Source organism: Nitrosomonas marina, assembly GCF_900110145.1.
GTDB classification, from domain to species: domain Bacteria; phylum Pseudomonadota; class Gammaproteobacteria; order Burkholderiales; family Nitrosomonadaceae; genus Nitrosomonas; species Nitrosomonas marina.
This window is the reverse complement of record NZ_FOCP01000001.1, coordinates 138,803-159,096: the sequence shown is the minus strand read 5'-3', so window position 1 is coordinate 159,096 and position 20,294 is coordinate 138,803. Positions and strand designations below refer to the sequence as shown.

Annotated in this window: 19 protein-coding genes; 4 read left to right on the top strand and 15 right to left on the bottom strand. The window is 47.0% G+C overall.

The window, feature by feature from the left end; genetic code table 11:
• Positions 1–32: 32 nt before the first annotated feature.
• The 13 genes from BMX44_RS00770 to atpD all read right to left on the bottom strand — a co-directional run bounded on the left by BMX44_RS00770 (position 33) and on the right by atpD (position 13,803).
• Positions 33–1,964 (bottom strand): GGDEF domain-containing response regulator, encoded by a 1,932-nt coding sequence (locus tag BMX44_RS00770; protein ID WP_177167623.1) that lies wholly within the window; start codon positions 1,962–1,964, stop codon positions 33–35.
• Positions 1,961–4,081: an EAL domain-containing protein gene (locus tag BMX44_RS00765; protein WP_090627037.1), complete on the bottom strand. Its 2,121-nt coding sequence runs from the start codon at positions 4,079–4,081 to the stop codon at positions 1,961–1,963. Before BMX44_RS00765 ends, BMX44_RS00770 begins: the two co-directional genes overlap by 4 nt.
• The gene (locus BMX44_RS00760; RefSeq protein ID WP_090627035.1) at positions 4,078–4,452 is read right to left on the bottom strand and encodes an Hpt domain-containing protein; all 375 of its coding nucleotides are present in this window, start codon (positions 4,450–4,452) and stop codon (positions 4,078–4,080) included. The genes BMX44_RS00765 and BMX44_RS00760 overlap by 4 nt, the downstream gene beginning before the upstream one ends.
• A gap of 681 nt (positions 4,453–5,133) precedes the next feature.
• Positions 5,134–6,585: a lipopolysaccharide biosynthesis protein gene (locus BMX44_RS00750; protein ID WP_090627032.1), complete on the bottom strand. Its 1,452-nt coding sequence runs from the start codon at positions 6,583–6,585 to the stop codon at positions 5,134–5,136.
• A 46-nt stretch (positions 6,586–6,631) separates the two neighbouring features.
• Entirely contained in the window at positions 6,632–7,498 is an 867-nt protein-coding gene (locus BMX44_RS00745; protein ID WP_090627031.1) for an FkbM family methyltransferase, read from the bottom strand.
• Between the two features lie 150 nt (positions 7,499–7,648).
• Positions 7,649–8,521, bottom strand: a complete 873-nt coding sequence (locus tag BMX44_RS00740) for a F0F1 ATP synthase subunit gamma (protein WP_090627029.1) — start codon at positions 8,519–8,521, stop codon at positions 7,649–7,651.
• Entirely contained in the window at positions 8,505–10,016 is a 1,512-nt protein-coding gene (locus BMX44_RS00735) for a F0F1 ATP synthase subunit alpha (RefSeq protein WP_090627027.1), read from the bottom strand. The genes BMX44_RS00740 and BMX44_RS00735 overlap by 17 nt, the downstream gene beginning before the upstream one ends.
• Positions 10,006–10,755: a F0F1 ATP synthase subunit delta gene (locus BMX44_RS00730; protein ID WP_090627025.1), complete on the bottom strand. Its 750-nt coding sequence runs from the start codon at positions 10,753–10,755 to the stop codon at positions 10,006–10,008. The genes BMX44_RS00735 and BMX44_RS00730 overlap by 11 nt, the downstream gene beginning before the upstream one ends.
• A 26-nt stretch (positions 10,756–10,781) precedes the next feature.
• Positions 10,782–11,048: an ATP synthase subunit c family protein gene (locus BMX44_RS00725; protein ID WP_090627023.1), complete on the bottom strand. Its 267-nt coding sequence runs from the start codon at positions 11,046–11,048 to the stop codon at positions 10,782–10,784.
• Positions 11,041–11,718, bottom strand: a complete 678-nt coding sequence (locus BMX44_RS00720) for a F0F1 ATP synthase subunit A (protein WP_090627022.1) — start codon at positions 11,716–11,718, stop codon at positions 11,041–11,043. The genes BMX44_RS00725 and BMX44_RS00720 overlap by 8 nt, the downstream gene beginning before the upstream one ends.
• Complete coding sequence (locus BMX44_RS00715; protein ID WP_090627020.1) at positions 11,718–11,990, bottom strand: AtpZ/AtpI family protein; 273 nt, start codon at positions 11,988–11,990, stop codon at positions 11,718–11,720. The genes BMX44_RS00720 and BMX44_RS00715 overlap by 1 nt, the downstream gene beginning before the upstream one ends.
• 11 nt (positions 11,991–12,001) lie before the next feature.
• A complete protein-coding gene (locus BMX44_RS00710) occupies positions 12,002–12,409 on the bottom strand; it encodes a F0F1 ATP synthase subunit delta/epsilon (RefSeq protein ID WP_090627018.1) in 408 nt (135 codons plus the stop codon).
• Positions 12,406–13,803 (bottom strand): F0F1 ATP synthase subunit beta, encoded by a 1,398-nt coding sequence (gene atpD / locus BMX44_RS00705; RefSeq protein WP_090627244.1) that lies wholly within the window; start codon positions 13,801–13,803, stop codon positions 12,406–12,408. Before atpD ends, BMX44_RS00710 begins: the two co-directional genes overlap by 4 nt.
• 171 nt (positions 13,804–13,974) lie before the next feature.
• Here atpD and ygfZ point away from each other — a divergent pair, with 171 nt between their 5' ends.
• The 4 genes from ygfZ to BMX44_RS00685 all read left to right on the top strand — a co-directional run bounded on the left by ygfZ (position 13,975) and on the right by BMX44_RS00685 (position 19,399).
• Positions 13,975–15,018, top strand: coding sequence for a CAF17-like 4Fe-4S cluster assembly/insertion protein YgfZ (ygfZ, locus tag BMX44_RS00700; protein WP_090627017.1), 1,044 nt, complete (start codon positions 13,975–13,977; stop codon positions 15,016–15,018).
• Positions 15,019–15,279: 261 nt separating this feature from the next.
• Positions 15,280–17,688 (top strand): response regulator, encoded by a 2,409-nt coding sequence (locus BMX44_RS00695; protein ID WP_090627015.1) that lies wholly within the window; start codon positions 15,280–15,282, stop codon positions 17,686–17,688.
• A 116-nt stretch (positions 17,689–17,804) separates the two neighbouring features.
• Entirely contained in the window at positions 17,805–18,983 is a 1,179-nt protein-coding gene (locus BMX44_RS00690) for an acetyl-CoA C-acyltransferase family protein (protein WP_090627013.1), read from the top strand.
• Positions 18,984–19,003: 20 nt separating this feature from the next.
• Positions 19,004–19,399, top strand: a complete 396-nt coding sequence (locus tag BMX44_RS00685; RefSeq protein WP_143056855.1) for a hypothetical protein — start codon at positions 19,004–19,006, stop codon at positions 19,397–19,399.
• A gap of 27 nt (positions 19,400–19,426) precedes the next feature.
• Here the strand turns inward: BMX44_RS00685 and BMX44_RS00680 are convergent, their stop codons facing one another.
• Both BMX44_RS00680 and BMX44_RS00675 read right to left on the bottom strand, forming a co-directional pair.
• Positions 19,427–19,597 (bottom strand): DUF3330 domain-containing protein, encoded by a 171-nt coding sequence (locus tag BMX44_RS00680; protein WP_090627009.1) that lies wholly within the window; start codon positions 19,595–19,597, stop codon positions 19,427–19,429.
• Positions 19,598–19,624: 27 nt separating this feature from the next.
• On the bottom strand, positions 19,625–20,290 hold the full coding sequence (locus BMX44_RS00675) for a hypothetical protein (protein WP_090627008.1): 666 nt from the start codon (positions 20,288–20,290) through the stop codon (positions 19,625–19,627).
• Positions 20,291–20,294 lie beyond the last annotated feature (4 nt).

Sequence of the window (20,294 nt, the reverse complement as noted above, 5' to 3'; positions counted from 1 at the left end):
TCCTGCTGAAGAATGTCGGGAAGATAAACGTATCAAACGTACTGAGACAAACTGGAGACGCAGTCCACAATTTTATTTTGAACACACAAGCAGGTTTTGTTTCTGCCAGTTTTCTTGGCTGCATATAGTGCTTTATCAGCTGTACTTAATAACTGATCTTTATTTTTCATGTTTTTCTCTTTGATTGCTATACCTATGCTGATCGAAATGTGAATGCTGAACATATCGATGTTTATCTCTAGTGCGGCTATGTGCTGGCGCAGTCTTTCAGCAAAAAGTACAACCGACCTGGCATCGATATCGTTATTCAAATGAATGGCCATAAATTCTTCGCCTCCCATGCGAAAAAAAATGTCGTTTTTTCTTGCTGTGGAGCGAAAGACTTCAGCGACTTTTCTGAGTACCATATCACCGATAGCGTGACCATGTGTATCATTGATTTTTTTGAAATGATCAATATCGATTAAAACGATGTACATTTTTTGGCTGGACCTGATGGTGTCGTTCCATGCTTTTTCGATTGCTTCTGTAGCTGCGCGCCGGTTGGGTAATTCGGTGAGCATATCGGTGAGTGCGATATGCTCCAGTTTGCGATTTGTAACGGCCAGCTCGGCAGCAAATCGTTTGAGTTGTTCATGGTCGCGTTCCCATGACTCCTGCAACTTGCGATAGTGCCATGCAGCGCGCATTCTGGCACGAAATTCGCGAATGTTAATGGGTTTTGTGACATAGTCGTCAATACCTGAGTCAAAAGCCTTGATAATTTTTTCCTCATCATCGAGACTTGTCAGCATAATGATATATAAGTTCTGTCCCCAGTCAGTTGCGCGTAGAGCATGTGTCAGTTTGAGGCCGTCCATGACGGGCATGAGCCAATCGGTGATTACAATATGCGGCATTACTTCGACCGATAAAGACAAGGCCTCTTTGCCGTTGCTTGCTGAGAATACTGTGTGGCCGAGAACATTCGATAATAGCTCCTCAATAATGGCCAGGCTGGATAGGTCATCCTCGACTACAAGTATTCGAAGCGAAGATCTGTTATCCGTATTCTCGGAACGTGTGACCGGGTTATTGATTATTTTGTTAAATGGGGGCAATCCGGTTGCAGGTATTTTTAGCAGTTCTCCCCAGGCCTGCCATTCCCTGATGGTATGATCGATTAAGAATCCGAGAGATTCTGTGTCAAGACTCATCTTGCCGCCAAGTAATATAAGCTCGGATGTGGATTTGTTCTGCTCTGATTCCGAACTCAAGCCAAAATCGGCAATCAGTTTCGCCATGTAAAGCACCTGGACAATTTTATATGGACGAGATCCTTCGGAGAAACCGGATTCTTCGGGTGTTTCATGATAATAGACAGATTCAACGAAAATCTTCGGGAATCCGTAGTTATTGAGAATTGCGGCAGTTAATTCCTGATGACTGGTTTGTAAATATTGTTTTTCCAGTTCTGCCAACGCCACGTTATGGGACTGTTGCTGGAGTAATTCGCCGTACTTTTCCGGATGTATCGTGGCCAGTGCCAAACTTCCGATTCGTCCCATTAACCCGCAGGCAAACAATTCATCAGGTGAACATAGCCTCGTCAACTTGATCAACTCCTGTGCTGCAATTGCCATAAGTAATGAATGGGACCAGAACTTCTGGTAATCAAATTGGCTGCAAGTCTCTTCCCGGTACTGATCAATCAGCGAGAAGCCCATTGCAAGCTGTTTAACAGCGTTTAAACCGACACGGGCTATCGCCTCTGGAACAGATGTGATTTTTCGTGTGCCCTGGCAGGCCATGTTGGCTTTCCTGATTAAACGGCCAGACAAGGCAGGATCGGTTTGTATCAGCCTGGTGATTTCGTTGATGGTGACACTTTCTTTGCGGCAGGCAGTCATTAGAGCAAGGGCCACGCCGCTGGGTGTTGGCAGCAGTTGACTGATTCCCAGTTGGTCTGTGTTTGCGATTTTCATGCTATGCTATGTAAAGTATAAGCGGCCTTGGTAGGGTGCTGTTTTGTGAATATTGCTTCAATTTCAACGGCTCTCACCGGTTTGCTGAAATAATGACCTTGCAGATAATCACAGCCCAGGGTTCTCAGTAAATCTGCCTGTTCCAGAAACTCGATGCCTTCTGCCGTCACAGTGAAACCCAGATTTTTGGACAAGGAAATAATGGATCGAATAATGGCCAGGCTTTTGTCGTCATCCAGCATGCCGTTCACGAAGATTTTGTCGACTTTGATGTTAGTGATCGGAAGGTGTTTTAAATAATTCATTGAGGAATAGCCTGTGCCGAAATCATCCAGAGATATTTCAATGCCGTGACGGCGTAAACTATGCAATGTATTCAAAGTTGACTGGTTGCAATTCATAAGCGCACTTTCTGTCACTTCCAGAATAAGCGCATCAGGTGAAAAATTTGTTTCGACGAGAATATTCAGTATGTTTTTTACTAGATCCGGATTCTTCAACTGCATTGGCGAAAGATTGACAGAAATTCGTGAATGAAGTCCTCTGTTTTTCCATTTCATGGCTTCGATGCAGGCCGTTCGCAGTACCCATTCTCCAATCGGGATTATCAATCCGTTTTCTTCAGCTAGGGAAATAAAGTCACCTGGTGAGATTTGGCCCTGTGTGGGATGTTGCCACCGAATCAGTGCTTCAACCGATTTAAATTGTCCACTCGCAATATCCAGCTGTGGTTGATAGGTAAGATAGAATTCATGTTGTAGTAATGCACGACGCATGCCGTTTTCCAGTTGCAATCTTTTTTCAGCCTGACGCGTAAGCGTGCTGCTGTAAAACTGGCAGTTGTTGCGACCTTCATTTTTTGCATGATTCATGGCGGTGTCGGCATGCTTAAGTAACGTTTCCGCATCTGAGCCGTCATCCGGGTAGAGCGCAATTCCTATGCTCGCTGTCAGTACAACGTCCTGATTGTCAATATGAAATGGTTGCTGCATCGCTTCACGTATACGATGTGCCATCATTAAGGCATCTTCCGTACGGAGAAAGTTGGAGATGATAATGGTAAATTCATCGCCACCGATGCGTGCAAGTTCGGCTGTGGGTGTGTTATTTACATATTGCGGGTTGATAGCCAGAAAATCTGTTGTACGCATATCTTTTTGCAGACGGTCGGCGGCTGATTGCAGCATGCGATCACCGGTATTATGGCCCATCGCATCGTTAATACACTTGAATCCATCAAGATCCAGAAACAATACAGCCAGCTGGTTGTGGGCAAACTGTGCACGTGAGATTTCCCGCTTTAACCGTTTCATAAAGGCCTGGCGGTTAGGTAACCCTGTTAAGCCATCAAAATAGGCCAGGCGGTAGATTTTGTTTTCACTATTGATTCGATCGGTGATGTCCTGAACCAGGCATAGTGTTTCATTCAAGTCGATTGTGACGATACGGCATTCATAATATCGAATAATCTGCTGGTCAAATTTGAGTTGAAACTCGAAATGTTCGGTTCTTTGCTGTTTGCGTGCCGACAAACTTGCATCAAGATATTTTTTTACAATCTGTTCGGGAAATGATTGATTCAATACTTTGCCTGATTGAATCGTCAAACACGATGTTTGAGGAGTGTGACTAAGTACCTCGATCACCATTCCGTTTTCATTCAAAATGAACATTGCATCCGGTATGGTATTGAATATTGCTTTGCTGCGTGCATTGGCATGCTTGAGTTCGATCAGATTCAGATACGCGCGTTTTAGATATAAAATATGATACGGAATCAAACTCCAGTTTATGGGCTTGACGATAAAATCTGTAGCACCTAGGTCAAATGCATGATCAATTGATTGAACATCATCCATTCCGGTGACCATGACGATCGGTAATTCGCTGCCGACTTTTTTTCTCAAATAAGAACATACTTCGTAGCCACTTTTACCGGGCATTTCCACATCAAGTAAAACCATATCTGCTGGTGATTCGTTGAACAAACGAATGGCTTCTTCACCGTTTTGCGCCAGGGATACTATAAGCCCCGCCCGCTCCAGAGCAATCTGCATCAGGTATCTGATGGTTGCATCATCATCAGCCAGCAAGACTTTAAATGAATCAGAGGTCATGATCTGTCGCGCATTTTTTCAATTTCGGAAACTACCAGCTGATATTGCTGAGAAAGATCGCAGCGCAGTTGCACTGCCTGTGCAAGTTCGCGCGAACGTCCGTGTAATTCAAGTCTCTTGGCTACACTTGATAAACTATCAGCGCCAATATTTGCGGAGCTGGACTTAAGCGTATGTGCGGCATTACACAAGTTTTCGCAGTCTTCATCTTCTAAAGCGCGTTCAATTTGTCTGATTTGATCGATAGAGGTTTCGAGAAAGATTCCTAAAATCTTTGTGACCAATTCATCGCCATTTGAAGGGTTCAAACTACGTATTGAATCAAGCTGGATCAGATTAAGAATGGACTGATGGTTATGTTCTGGTGTCATGCTTGGTTTTTTACCCCCTACATACTGCTTTTAAGTTGACTGGTTCTGCTTGGCATTGAAATGCAATGTTTAATTTGAGCAAAGATTATGTTATGTAAATTTATTTGTCGAAAGAACAAAATTCTTTGATCCATAAAGTAATGACACGCAGTCAGTGCACTGGGCTATTAAAGTCTAGGGTTTTATGCCTGTACTTTTCAGAATTTGTTGCTGAGAGATTTAATAGCGGCATTGATAAAGTTTTTTTACTGAGCAATGTGCATATCCGCGATCCTGAAAAAATCAGCCTAAAGGGCATTAACGCTATAATAGTATTTTTTTTTGTACTGATACTTATAATAGAAGCAAAATGACTGTTCAATTTATAAAACAGTGATTTGTTGAGTGCCTCGCTTGCTACAAAACCAGTTGGAACAGCAGCCGGTTTAAGAAATGTAAAGCAAGGTTTGCTCTAGTTGATGCGGATTCAGAGAAGCAAAACGGTCAGTTCAAAGCGCCTTGGTATCGCCTGTTGACCTGTATTGCGATACTTGGGTTTTTGTCAAATTGCTTCCAATGGGTCCAAACAAACCTTTGGCCCGGCAAGGGAAACAGTTGCTTATGGCATGAAAATTGTCATTGCAGTCGCTATAAACCAGCCGACCGGCAAGACAGTTGATAGAGTTGAAAAAACAGATAGTTCTAGTTTCTGAGCGAATTGAGCGCCGTGAGTAAATCGTTACGAAAGAAAGCCAGCATTACAGATAGATAGGTAACTGCACCGATCGCAATCAATTGCATCAAATGCGGTATGTCGCCCGATGATCCGAACAGGTATGGATTAATGGAGGTCACGCACAGATACATAAGAATACTTGAGATCATTGGCCCGGTAATTGTTTTTAAACAATCGGTTATTTTAATTCCAATGAGTGGGCAGGTTCTGACCAGGTACACTAGGTAGATGAAGGGAAAAACAAGTATCCAGCAGAGGCTGAGTCCAACCGGACCCCACTGAGAACCGATCAAGAAAGCGATCGGCATAACGATGGCAGCGATTAGCAGATTGGTTGCGCTGACCCGTGGCATGCCAATTCCCCATAGTAAAGGTGTAATAATGTTGCCTAGTGCTCGAAATGGCATGACAAGTACCAGAATCTGTAAGGGAAGGATTGCCGGCTCCCATTTTTCGCCCAGAAAAATTTTAACCAGTTCGGGCGCTATGCATGAAATCCCCAAAAAGACAGGAAATGTAATGACACTGGCCACCTGGCTGGCTTTCAGGAAATATATGCCGGTTTTGTCAGTAATCTGCTTGGCTTTCGAGAAGGCAGGGAAAGCTATGGACTGGATCAGGCTGGAAAGCTTCTGAATCGGGAATGACGCCAGATGTGAAGCAACGGCAAAGTATCCCAGAAGGTCGGCTCCCATGATACGGCCGCCGATCAGTTTATCGGATTCAGAATGGATATGCCATAAACCGCGTTCCAGCGTCACGAAACTGCCAAATAAAAACAGGGATTTTAGACCGGTCAGGGAGAAGTCGGGCTTGCACCAGCTAGGCGCAATCAGATTGAGCCCAATCGTTTTTAAGAGATGCGATAACAGCGAACCATAAACCAGAGACCAGACACCAAACCCATAATAAGCCAGTGCCAGAGTGGACAGGCTGGATACAATTGTAGTAACAAACTCAATAATCGATCGATGCTTGAAGGCAATTTCCCTGTCCAGTGTTGCGAGGGGCAACGTCATGAAAATATCGATCAGGAACGTGGTTGACAGTACTCTGACGATTGCAGTCAAAGATGGTTCGTCAAAGAATGACGCAATGAACGGTGCAGAAAGAAACAGACCGGTGAAAATAGTCAAATTCGCTACGATAATCACACCGAAAATGCGCCGCCGCTCTTCCTCGGTCAGATCTTTTTTTTGTACCAGTGGTGCGTCCAGACCCAGTGTGTTCAGTAAAACCAGAAACGAAATAAAAACAGTTGCCATGGCGAGCAAACCGTAATCCTCTGGATTCAACAGCCTTATCACAAAGATGGTAGCCATCCAGCTGATTAATTGACTGGCAAAACGGGCGCTAATCGTCCAGCGAAGCCCGGACAGTACCTTAGCTTTTATGTCCACTGCAGGAAATTGTGACATTGAATAAACAAATAACTGCGTTATGTCTTGAAAGGATTGGAATTAATTATTTGGAAACTGCGATGATGTCGTAGTTGACTGTTTCGACCTGTGAAAAAAAATCTTTATCCAGTTGCAGAGTAATTTCGGGTTTCTCGCAGATTGTAAACTGACAGGGTTTAATTTCGTTCAGCTGACGCAGTATTTCAATCGGGTCGATATGTGTTCTCTTGGCAACCAATGGGTGTGCTTCCAGGTCCACTACAAATTTTCTGGCATTGGCCAGTGTGTTGGTGGCGCCCAATATGGCGTCCAGTTCGCTGCCCTCGACATCGAGCTTCAAAACTACACTTTTCTGTGGCGCTATCCCCAGGTCGTCTATGGTATATATTGGAATATCGCCGTCTTTTGACTCAGAGATGAATCGGGCATGATCGTCGTCCGGCAGATAATCGGGACTGTTCAGCTTGCCTGTGCCCTTGATGCGACCTATTGCACCAAATTTTGCTTCTGAAGCGACTGGCAGTCGGCGATAATTCTCAGTCAGGATGTCAAAGGCTTTTTTATTTGGTTCGATCGCGATGAAGCGTTCTATGTTGTCGGTGTGGATTGCTGTAAGTAACGACATCATGCCGATATCTGCGCCACAATCGACAAATACAGCGGGGTCAGCAAGTGTATCGATTGTGCTGGCAAGCAACCGGACGGTTGGTGCATCGTATTGCAAAACATCCTCCCCATCCCACCATGTGCCTGAGCGGTTGAGTGGAACATTGATCGTGATGCGTTCATTCAACCGGTATTCTGCGGTTTTATCGAGCAGTCCCAGATTTCCGGCAGTATTCAGCAGGCGGTAACCGCCCCGAATATGATTCCTGATCATCCATTTTCCCAGACGAAAATACCATGGAGGGCTTGAAATAGTTGATTTCATATGGCTACCTATAACAGCTTGTTATTGTTTCTCAAGTAAGGAATCGACTACGGTTTTGTGCGGCCTTGTCTATTTGTTGCGCCAGTATACTATTTTTCATATGTCTGATGTTTCGTTTGGCAAGAGATGGTTGTCAGCGCGCGACGTGGATTACTGTGAATGCCGGGGAGGTGCGGACGTCTGTGTATCTGATAATGCCTCTGCACTGAGCAGAATGATCTCTATCTCTTCGGTAATTTCTTCCTGTCGTACCTTGTTATATTGCAATTGTAATTTTTCCACGTTTTTTTCCAGACGATGTATGGCGTTTTCCATATGTTCCAGGCGCATGTGGTTTTCCACCATCAGGGATGAATAAAATATCTGGTGCAGTGCAGCATACAGGTACTGATCGGTCAATTGCGCCAAAAATTGAGAGGGTTTTAATTGCAGCTGCGGTGGGTATGCGAAATCGGGTGCTTTCTGTGGTGTTTCGAGTGGCAGTAATTGCCGGAATCTTACTGCTTTTTCATAATTATCATGATAGACAGCACTGATCCGGCCAATTTTTTCAAATTTGAATTGCTGCTGTAACTGGTTGAGTATCTCCGCCAGGTGCAGCAATGTAACCTGGATTTCTTCGGATACGCTGTGACCGCTGATACTTGCCACCACGCGCCTATCATCTGTAAATTTGGTCAGCAACTGATTCCCGACAATTACGAGCAGCGAATTATCGTCCAGGTTATCATGAGTTTGTACAAACTCGGTTAACATTTTATTAAAGTCGCCACAAAAACCACGCTCTGAGCCGATCACAATCCAAAGATGCTCGAAATCGTCCGGTACAGTTTGCAGGTGCCTATAAAAACCGAGAAAATCGTGTGATAAGGATTCGATACTGGTGATCACTCGGTGCTGGGTAGACAAAAAAACATCCAGCTTGCGGATTTCCAGAAGCGCCAGATTTTTCATGGCGCTTAGGATTCCTTTTATTTCACCCAGGGTGCCAATATGTGTTTTTATATCATGCCGCTTGCTCATTGCGATACTGTTTTAACCAGGCGTTGATAAGCCGCTTCCATTGATCGCGTCCTGAATCAATATTCAGATCCGAGTTGTCCACTTGTTCCTGCAGATATTTCAGTGCGGACTTGATGTGTTCTTGCGGGATTGTATCGAATAAATCTTCATTGTAGGCAATCAGCCATGCCAGTTGAAATTCGATGGTTACTGGAGACAGCGATTCCTGTTTGAGGATTTCGCGAAGGAGTTGCCCACGCTGTATCCGTTTTTCCATGCTTTTATCCAGCTTGGTGCCGAAGCGCGTGAAAATCTCCAGTTCCAGAAATTGCAGATAATCCAGTTTCATACGTCCGGCTTCCTTTTTTATCACCGGGTGCTGCGCTTTGCCGCCGATACGCGAGACCGAACGGGTGACATCAATTGCGGGTAAAAAACCGCGCACAAAAAGGCGATGATCCAAATAGATCTGGCCGTCAGTAATCGAGATTAGATTAGTGGGGATATACGTGGCAATTTCGCCCTGTTCAGTTTCAATGATGGGCAAGGCTGTCATGCTTCCACCACCCTGATTGGCTGAAAGGCGCGTTGAGCGTTCCAACAGACGAGAATGCAAGTAAAATATATCCCCCGGGTAGGCCTCACGCCCAGGCGGTCTGCGTAATAACAGGGACAATTCACGATAACTGCGCGCATGTGTACTGAGATCGTCATACACAATCAACGTGTCGCGCCCCTGTGTCATCCAGGCTTCGGCGACTGTACACCCGGCAAAAGGTGCCAGATATTTCAGTCCCGGCATGGCGTTTGCCTCGGCAACGACAACCACGGTGTAAGCCAAGGCGCCTGATCGGCGCAGCAAGTCAATAGTGCTGGCAACGGCAGAGCGCTTCTGACCGATGAGTACATACACGCAGCAAACTTCTTTTCCGCGTTGATTGATGACGGTATCGATTGCAAGTGTACTTTTTCCGCAGCCGTTATCGCCGATGATCAACTGACGCTGGCCTTTGCCTACGGGAATGAGTGTGTCAATGATTTTGTTTCCGGTGTAGATGGGTTGGGAAACAAAATCGCGTGCAATAATTGGCGGTGAGCGCATATCCAGTAAGCGGTACGCGTCGAATGTTAACGAACCCGCGCCATCCAGAGGTCTGCCCAGCGGGTCGATAACACGACCCAGTAATATATCCCCGGTGCCAATTCGCAAACGGTTGCCTGTTAGAAAAACAGATGTGCCAGCGGTGAGTCGGGCCGTTTGCTCCAACAGGATAGCACCTACCCGGTTACGTCCCAGATGAAAAATCTGGGCGGTGCTGCCATCTGCAAGGCGAACCATTTCGTCCAGGCAAGCGGACGGTAATCCGCTGATCCAGGCTATGCCGTCACCGACTGAAATGACCGTGCCTTGTTCAGACAGGCGCAACCTGTAGGAATATCGGGACAACCAGTCGGCTCGTCTGGTCATCGGAGATTCAACTAGCTGTGCCTTGGACGAAGGGGTTTTATTTTTCATGCTGCAGCGGTTGACTGAAAAACTTCAGTTCGTCACGTAAATTGGCATGTAATACCCAGGGACCGACTGTTATTTGGAAACCGGCCAGCAACGTGTCATTACATTGAAAATCAATGGAGAATCCGGTCTGGTATGGTTCACACAAAACGCTGGACAGGGTCTGTTTTTGAGTGTCTGTCAGAGGAAAGGCACTTTGTACCAGTATAGATGTTGCATGGTCAGTAACTGCTTCAGAAATGACACGCTTATCCGCTTCATCAAGATTGGCAAGATCTTCAAGCAGTAATGCAAACAGGTGTGTTTCGAGTTCGGGTGTTGCCAGCCGCGACAGTAGCCTGCTGACAAATTTGGTACCTTGCGCAATCGCTTTTTCTTCAATCTTTTTTTCATATTCGATGCGTCGGCGCTCTTCAAGTATTCGACGGCGATCAGTTTCTTCATCGAATTTCTGATTCAGTTCGGCAAGTTTTTTCTTGCGAATTTCTGCCAGTTCCGCAGCCAGCTGTGCATGTGCTGCTTCCTTTTGATTTTCCCACTCGATCAGATATTGTTCGTTCTGCTTTTTGAGTGAAACGGCTTCTGCTTCAATGCGTTTTGCATCCGCCATGGCCTGATCGATATCGGCGCGTCGTTTATCGATAATATTTAATACGGGTTGATAAAGAAACCGTTTCAGGATCCAGATCAGAATCAGAAAATTGATAACCTCAAGAGTAAATGTGGTCCAGTCGAAATCCATCTGCTGTGTACGAATACTGTCGAGAGTTATTGAACGAGATATTCCAGCAACGGATTGCGGAACAGAATAATCAGCACTACTACGAGTACATAAATTGCCAGCGATTCGATCATTGCCAGACCGATAAACAATGTACGAATAATGGATTTTTCAGCTTCGGGCTGGCGGGCGAGTGCGTCAAGCGCCTGGCTGATTGTGCGTCCCATTGCATGCGCCGGTAGCATCATGCCGATAGCAACAGCCAGCGCAGCGCATACGGTAGAAAGTATGGTAAACCAGGCCATGTCACTCATTGTCGTTTTCCTTTTTACTATATTGAGATTGCATAGCGCCGGCAACATAAATCAGTGCCAGCATTCCGAAAATATAAGCCTGTACCAATGCTTCGATAATATGCAGCATGAGTAATGGAATCGGCACCAGTAACCCGGCGACGATTAATACCAGCAGCGCCACCAGCTCCAGGCTCATGATATTGCCAAACAAACGTACGGCCAGTGCGATTGTGCGCGTTGCTTCACTGATCACATGAAAAGGCAGCAACAGGGGTGTTGGACTTAAGTAATGTTTCAAATAGTGGCGGATGCCGTTGTGGTAGATGCCAAACCAGTGTACTGACAAGAAGACCAGCAGCGCGAGACCGGCTGTGACGGACAGATTGCCGGTTGGCGAGTGCAACAGTGGAATCAGGCCGGTCAGATTGGCTATCACAAGATAAATCCACAAGGTTGTAATAAACGGCAGCAGTTCGCGCGCATGTTCAGGTAATACGATTTGTATGGCGGCTTCGCTGGCCGAAATAATGCCTTCCAGTAACGTTTGCATGGGGCCGGGTTCAAGTGACAGGTTTCTGGTGGCCAGCCAGCAAAAGACACCAAGCCCCAGCATGATTCCCCATGTCGTGATGACGATGGAAGTAATGCCGAAAGGTCCGATATAGAATGCGGTAGCGGTTGTTTCCATTATTTGTGTTCTCGCACGAACAGGTAAACATTAACAACGCCAATAATAATGCCGAGTAGCATTAAACCTATTGTCCAGTGGATGGAATAGCCATCCGTCCGGTCGTCCAGCCAGATGCCGAGGTAAATTCCCGCCAGGACCGGTAATATGAACAATAATGACAATGTACCCATGAAGATTGTTTGTGCGATGAGCGTCGATCGTTCCTTTTCGGCCTTTTTCATCCGCTTGATCTGTTTTTCAACAGTTTTTCTTAACTGCCTGTCGTTCATTGCTCTATTGCCTATAAATGAGCGCCGCTTCGCTTTATTTCCCACAGGCGGCGGAACATTTCCTGTTCAAGTTGATTCAGGCTGTTTTTTATCGTTTGCAGTGCCTGCTCTTCCGCCAGTAACTGCTGCATGAGTCCGGCGCTGATACGTTCATAATCACTGTCGCACAAAAAACGCCGCGAATTGAGATACAGTTGATTATCAAGAAAGTAAAGAATTCCGCCCGGAAATGCAAGATAGTACCAGTCGCCATTACGGGTCTGGTAACGCGCAAGGCCGTAGCCCAGTGCAGTCATCATGCGCGCGTGGCCTGCAAGAATACCAAAGCTGCCCGATGCATCCGCACCGACAAAGCTGGTGGCTTGTTTTATCACGGTATATTGCGTCGCGCTTTGCAGGTGCAAAGTGAACGTTCTCATGACAGTGCTCCCATGGTACCTCGCATATAACATTGTTCTTCCGGAACGGTATCGAAATCACCGCGCAGGAAAGCCTCGCAATCGGTCAAAGTCTGTTCCAGCTTGACCGATGCGCCCTGAATGCCGCTGTGCGATCCCATAACGTGAAAAGGTTGTGTCAAGTAGCGTTGCAGTTTGCGTGCGCGCATCACAATGCGCTGATCTTTTTCAGACAGCGCTTCCATGCCCATCATTGCGATCATGTCTTCAAGTTCCTGGTACCGTGCCAGATGTTCGCGCACGCGTTCTGCGACTTCATAATGGCGATTACCCAGAAACACCCGGTCCATCATTTTGCTGGATGAAGAAAGCGGATCAACAGCAGGGTAAATACCTTTGGCGGCCTGATTGCGCGACAGAATGATCGTGGTGTCAAGGTGTGACAGGATTGTGCTGACGGCCGGATCCGTCATGTCGTCAGCAGGCACGTAAACGGCTTCTACAGCTGTGATATTGCCTCTGTGTGTTGAAATAATGCGTTCCTGCAGCTCCGCGACTTCGCTCATCAGTGTCGGTTGATAACCTACCGTGGCCGGCATGCGCCCGAGCAGACCGGAAATTTCACTGCCAGCCTGTACAAAACGAAAAACGTTGTCCATCAGCAACAGGATTTCCTTGTGCATGGAATCACGCAAATATTCGGCATAAGTCAGGGCTGACAGTCCCACGCGGAAACGAATACCCGGTGACTCGTCCATTTGTCCAAACAGCATGAGCGTTTGCGGCATGACGCCGGCCTCGCGCATTTCATGCCACAATTCATGTCCTTCGCGAATGCGTTCACCAACGCCGGCAAAAACCGACACACCCTGATGCAAGTTGACAATCGCATGCATGAATTCCATGATCAGCACGGTTTTGCCCACGCCGGCGCCACCGAACAGCCCGGTTTTTCCACCTTTGATAAACGGGCACAGTAAATCGATGACCTTGATTCCGGATTCGAGGATCTCGGACGCAGGCACCGTTTCAGAAAGCAACGCCGGCGGTGCGATAATGTTGCGCATTTCCGTTGTTTTCAGTGGCGGTTTGTCATCAAGAGGCATACCGAACATGTCAAGTATGCGGCTCAGACAATCCTGTGTGACCGGAACGCGTAAAGGTCCGCCGCTGTCGAAAACAGTTATTCCACGTTTCAGGCCACTGGTCGAATGCAGCGCAATGGCGCGGGCGCGCTGGGCGTCCAGGTGACGGTACACCTCGAACAGGTAGTGCTGATGGTCTGAATTGCAGAACAAGGCCTGGTGCAGTGGTGGCAGGCGCTCGCAGACAATATCAACAACCGGACCGTGAACCTCTTCAATATGCCCGATCGGCGTTGTCGAATTTTCAATCGCCTGAACCATTTGCTCCATAATCGTGTATCTCGGGTTCGTGTGCGCAAAGGCTTTGTTATACCTCAAACTTGTTACAGTATACAAACAAAATGCTATCGCAGTAATTCTGACATTGAACGCATGATGTTTTGCTTCAATGTGAATAGCCGTATAATCAGCTCCCTTGAGAAATTCTGATATATTGAGCACATGCAGGAAAACTGGCGTAATTTTCTACGAGCCCAGCAAGCCTTGATCGAGAACGGGCAAGTCGTACATTTTGGCGATCCGGTATCGGAGCTGGCGCATACACAGGCAGGTACGATACTGGTCGATCTGTCGCACTATGGTTTGTTAGGTCTTTCAGGCGCGGATGCGGGCGTGTTTCTGCAGAATCAGCTAAGCTGCGATGTCAGAGAAGTCAGCGCAGATCAGGCGAAGTATGGCAGTTACTGCACACCAAAAGGCCGCGTACTCGCGAATTTCATCATTATGGATATAGACGGTGAATGGCTGCTTCAGCTTCCCATGGATCTGTGCGCATCAATTCAGAAACGGCTATCCATGTTCGTATTGCGATCGAAAGTTGATATTCATGATCGCAGCGGGCAATACGTGCGTATGGGCATTGCGGGCGCACAGGCCAATAAGCTTGTCGCGTCAATTGCTGGTACCAGGCTCGACCTGGATAACGGTTCAGCGTTGAAAATCATCCACAGCGAACATGCCCATGTGATATGTCATGCACCCGACCGTTTCGAGTTGATCGTTTCTGAGAAGGATGCACAGGAATTATGGTGTTTATTCAATGGCAATGCCCGTCCTGCGGGCGCAGCCTGTTGGCGCTGGCGGGAAATACACGAAGGCGTTCCTGTTATTACTACGGCAACACAGGAGCAGTTTCTGCCGCAAATGATCAATCTGGATATCATTGGCGGCGTCAGTTTTAAAAAAGGATGTTATCCGGGTCAGGAAATTGTAGCACGTACACAATTTCTCGGTAAGCTCAAGCGTCGCATGTGTTTGGCAAAGATCGCGACAGGTGAGCCCGTGAACGATGGGGATGATGTGTTCAGTACAGAAATGCAGGATCAATCCTGTGGCACTATTGTGAATGCTGTACCTTCAGTTGAAGGTGGGTATGATGTACTTGCAGTCATACAGCAAAACAGCATTAATGCAGGTAGTCTTTTCTGGCGTAAACCCGGTGGCCCGGAACTTATTATTGGCACGTTGCCATATATACTGGATTGATGGATTTGCGCAGTATTTCTTTTACATAATGAGTTGCTTCCAGTAATGCCCGAATTCTGCTGCTGAAACACAAATAGTGATTTGTCACTGGTTTATAGTGTTTTTAATGTTGTTGGCGCAGTTCTAAAAGCAGTATGATCAATTCAAAAAGGGACAAAGCTCGCTTTTTTTCACGATTGGCCGTTAATATCAGAACACAATCACATTAATTTCATACACAGACAGCGCATCATTGCCTGGTTTGACCGTGAAGGTATCTCAATGGGAAGCAAAAAAAAAACCGAGAAAATCGTTCAATCCACGCTGAATGAGCGTTTGCTGAAAATCGCCAGGATAACCCTGGGTGCTGCGCTGATTATTGTTGCAGTTGCGCTGATCGCAGGGAATTTTACGCTCAACCTGTTATCGCTGATCAAATCGAATGAATCCAGGGCGACGGCGTTTGCTGAAAATATAGCTGCATCACTGGTATTCGATGATGTCGGTTCGGCGCAGGAATTGCTAAATACACTGGCCAGCTCGAATGACGTGCTGGTGGCGATGGTATTTACACAAGATCGCAAGCTGTTTGCCCGTTCTCAAATCAGGCAGGATTTCCCTCAGGATTTGCAGATGCTGCCTGAAAAGACACTGGAAATTTCGCTCAACCATATCAGATTGACCACGCCAATTTTTTTCCAGCAAGTAAAATACGGAAACTTTTATCTCGCGACAAGTTTGTCCGCCATTTACTGGCAAACTGCATGGCTGGCGCTGGTTATTCTGGTAACCGCTGCAATCGCATTGGTGGTTAGCCATGTTTTGTTGTACCGGTTAAATACGACCGTATTGAATCCATTGACCGAACTGAGTAAATTAATAACACATGTTTCCGGAAAGGCCGATTTTACGGTGCGCGCTGAACAGAGCGCTATTGCGGAGCTCAATACACTGGCCAGTGGATTTAATCATATGGTGGAACAAATTGGTCAGCGAGACAAACGCCTGGCCAACCGAAGAAGCCTGCTGGAAGCGGAAGTTGCTGCACGTACAACCGAACTGGTTGCGGCCAAAGAAACTGCGGAAACTGCCAGTCGCGCCAAAAGTGAATTTCTTGCGACCATGAGCCATGAAATCCGTACACCGTTAAACGGTGTACTTGGAATGAGTGAATTGCTGCTGAACAGTGAATTGAGTCCGCAGCAGATGGTCTGGGCTGAATCCGTGCAGACATCCGGTCAGCACTTACTGGCAGTCATTAACGATATCCTTGATTTTTCAAAAATAGAATCCGGTTTCATGCAATTGGAGTCGGTCGATTTCGATTGGGTGCATCTTGTTGATGACGCTGTCGCCATGTTTTCGCAACAAGCTAAAAACAAGGGGCTGGAGCTGGCAGTTGAGTTTAAACCGCCGAATACGCCATTAAATCTGCGTGGCGATCCATTTAGACTCAGGCAGATTATCATTAATCTGATCAATAATGCCATTAAATTTACACAGCAGGGCGAGGTCATCGTGCGAACGGTGAAGATAGACGAAACTGAAAAACAAATCAAAATACGGTTTTGTGTAGAGGATACCGGCATTGGAATCGCACCTGAGATTATTGAAAAAATATTTGAGCATTTTTCCCAGGCGGATGCCCGAACAACGCGGCAGTATGGTGGGTCAGGTCTGGGTTTGGCAATTTGCCGGTTACTTGTAGAATTAATGGGTGGCCGTATCTGGGTCGACAGTAGTCCGGGAAAAGGATCGCGTTTCTATATTGAAGCGCAATTAGACAAGGCGTTAGAGCCGATACTTGATCAAAATGCAGGCGAACCATTCACCGACGTACCGGTTTTGGTCGTCGATGACAACCGGACCAATCGTGAAATTCTGATGAATCAGCTGACAAGCTGGAAAATGCGGGTTGATTGTGCAGCTGATGGCGGTGAGGCACTCCAGGCTATGGAACGGGCCATGCAGAATAATTTATTATTCCGGCTGGTTATTGTAGATTTGCATATGCCCGGAATGAACGGGCTGCAGCTTGCGCACGCCATACAGGCAAATTCTCAATATGGCCGACCCAGCCTGTTGATGCTGGCTTCAGCAGTCGCCAGCAGGGAACAGATTGAAGAAAGCAGGAATGTGGGTATAGCACGTATTATTTATAAGCCTGTACGGCATGCCGATCTTTATCATGTCATTGCAAATCTACTGTCGCAAGCTCCTGTTGAGAACCAGGCATCGGTGAGGCTGCAGCATCAGGAGGAAAAATTACTGCGGGGCAGGGTGTTATTGGTGGAAGATAATCTGGTGAACCAACAGGTCGCCAGTTCCATGTTGCAGAATGTCGGAATTGAAGTAGCATTTGCACTCAACGGTCAGGAAGCCTATCAGATGGTACAGCATCAACAGTATGATCTGATATTCATGGATTGCCAAATGCCGGTTATGGACGGCTATGAGGCTACCCGCTTGATCCGGCAATTGCCAGAATACGCTGAGTTGTCGATCGTGGCTTTGACAGCCAATGCGCTGTCGGGCGATCTGCAAAAATGTCTGGATGCCGGTATGAATGACTTGCTGGCGAAACCTTTTTCTTTGGCGCAACTGCGAGCGATGCTGGAAAAATGGCTGCCTGACTCAATAAAGGGCGAGCAGCTAGACAGACTGAATGAGGAACAAGTGGTAAACGGTTGAAACAGATCGAGCTTGATGTCGGTTTTGTGATTAAATGAATTGATGGGGAAAGTCGTACTGCCGGGTATCGGCTGAAATACCCATAAACACCGTGTAAATACAATAAAGGGATTTTCATGCGAGAAGTGTATGTACTGAGCGGTGTGCGGACTGCGATTGGCGATTATGGCGGTGCACTCAAGGGTGTTGCACCGGCTGATCTGGCCGCACAGGTTGTCAGGGAAGCGGTAAACAGGGCTGCGGTCGATCCCGAAACAATTGGTCATGGCGTTTTCGGTCATGTGATTCACAGTGAAACGCGGGACATGTATCTGGCGCGGGTGGCCTGTATCAATGGCGGGCTGCCACAGCGAACAGCAGCATTAACCGTCAATCGCGTATGCGGCAGCGGCCTGCAGGCCATTATTTCTGCAAGCCAGGCAATTACACTTAATGATACCGATGCCGCAATCGCTGGCGGTGCGGAATCAATGAGCCGTGGCGGATATTTATTGCCCGCATTGCGCTGGGGCCAGCGGATGCGGGACACTGGTGCAGTCGATATGATGGTTGGCGCGCTCACGGATCCGTTTGATCATGTGCACATGGGCATTACTGCAGAAAACATTGCGCGCAAATGGCAAATCAGCCGTGAAATGCAGGATGTCTATGCGGTTGAGAGTCATCGACGTGCTATTCATGCAATTCGTCAGGGATATTTTAAGGAGCAGATTCTGCCGGTCGAAATAAAAACGCGTACTGGCGTCACTATGTTTGATACGGACGAACATCCGCGTGAAGCTGTTGACTTGGAGGCCATGGCGAAACTCAAACCGGTTTTTTGCGAAGATGGCACGGTGACGGCGGGTAATGCATCCGGCATCAATGACAGCGCGGCCGCGGTTGTTTTAATGGAAGGGAGAACAGCCGAAAAACGTAATTTGAAGCCTATTGCACGTCTGGTGTCTTATGGGCATGCCGGTGTAGACCCGCGTTATATGGGTATCGGGCCGGTTCTGGCGGTACAGCAGGCGCTTGAGCGCGCTCATTTGAAGATGAACGCTATCGATATTATAGAATCTAACGAAGCATTTGCAGTACAAGCCTGCGCAGTGGCAAAAGAGTTGCACTTCGACCCGATGAAAACCAATCCCAACGGTGGTGCGGTCGCGCTCGGGCATCCCATCGGCGCTACCGGCGCAATACTGACGATTAAAGCGATCTATGAACTGCACCGCACAGGCGGACGATTCGCGCTCGTAACGCTGTGCATAGGCGGAGGACAGGGTATTGCGGCAGTGTTTGAACGGTTATAACGCACAAAGGAGGTGTGGTTTTGAAATCAAGCATGGTAATGATGTTGCTAGTGTTGCTGGCATTTCCCCTTGATGGCCGGACTGAAAAGGAACAGCAGATTTCAGAACTGGAACGGGCGTTGATGCGCGTCCAGCAGGATGCGCAGGCTGCTCATCAACAATTTCTTATGATTCAGGAGTTACGTCGACATGAAATGCTGGGTTCGCAACTGGCGGAATATCCGGAAGTCAACATAAAAAGCGGACCTGCACCAAAATATGAAGAGGCGCAGCAGCAACAGCAGGACAGAAAAGACCGTATTGAAAAATACACAGTAGATCTTGACAGGTTATATGCGCGTTTCAGGGCATTGGAGGAAGAACGGCAGTTGTTGATGGAACAGATCAATCAACTGCAGCGGCAGCAGTCGGAGTGAATGAACGCAAGGGAAGCATTGATATTATTATTCTTTGTCTTTGGGTTGCTCTTTCCATTTCGCGTAACATTCCAGGCTGCAATAATGCAGAACGTAGTCACTGGCTTCGCTGCTTTTAGCTTCGGATAATGGAATTTCTTTTAAACACACTTCGCAGGCAACCATTTCCGGGTCGATCGGTTTAAGTTCTTCATTCATGATTCATCCTCGTTACGTTAAATATTGTCATTGACTATTTTCCAGATAATATACCGCTGCACCCAGTAAAATCAAAATCATTTCGAAAACGGTCAACCATATCAGGATGGCGACGATGCGTCGACCCATGGGCCTCATTGGCTGCCAGACATACTGCATGTAGGTGCGCCACAACCGATAACGCGACCATTTGTTCCAGTTGATCAGATACTGCTGTAAATCGCCAGCCCAGGCGGTGATGCTTTTGTCTACAAGGTGCAAACATTGTTTGCGTTCATCTTCGGACATGCCGTCATAAAAATCGGTAATTGTCAGTTTTGTTTGACCGGGATGCTGACTCCCCTGAGGAGGTGATACTGGTTCAATAACAAATGTTGTTCGGGTTTTTAAGCCTTGTTCGTAGTCGATCTGGACACCATCGGGTAAGTGCCTGACAGTAAATGTCAGTTCAAAATTGAATGGCGGTTGTTGGCTGATGTTTTGGCCTGTGCAATGGTAGCGATTGAGACCGGTCTTATGCCATGTGCTGAAATTGATCATCGGGTTGATACGAAATAAACGTTCGATATCGTGACAGAACAGTGTAAGCTCAGCGGCTTCCAGTGGCGTGTGTAAAATAGCCCATGCAGCATCCTGACAGCTGCTTGGTCTGTGTAATGTGGATAATTTTTCATTCTCGCGCTGTGATATCACGGTG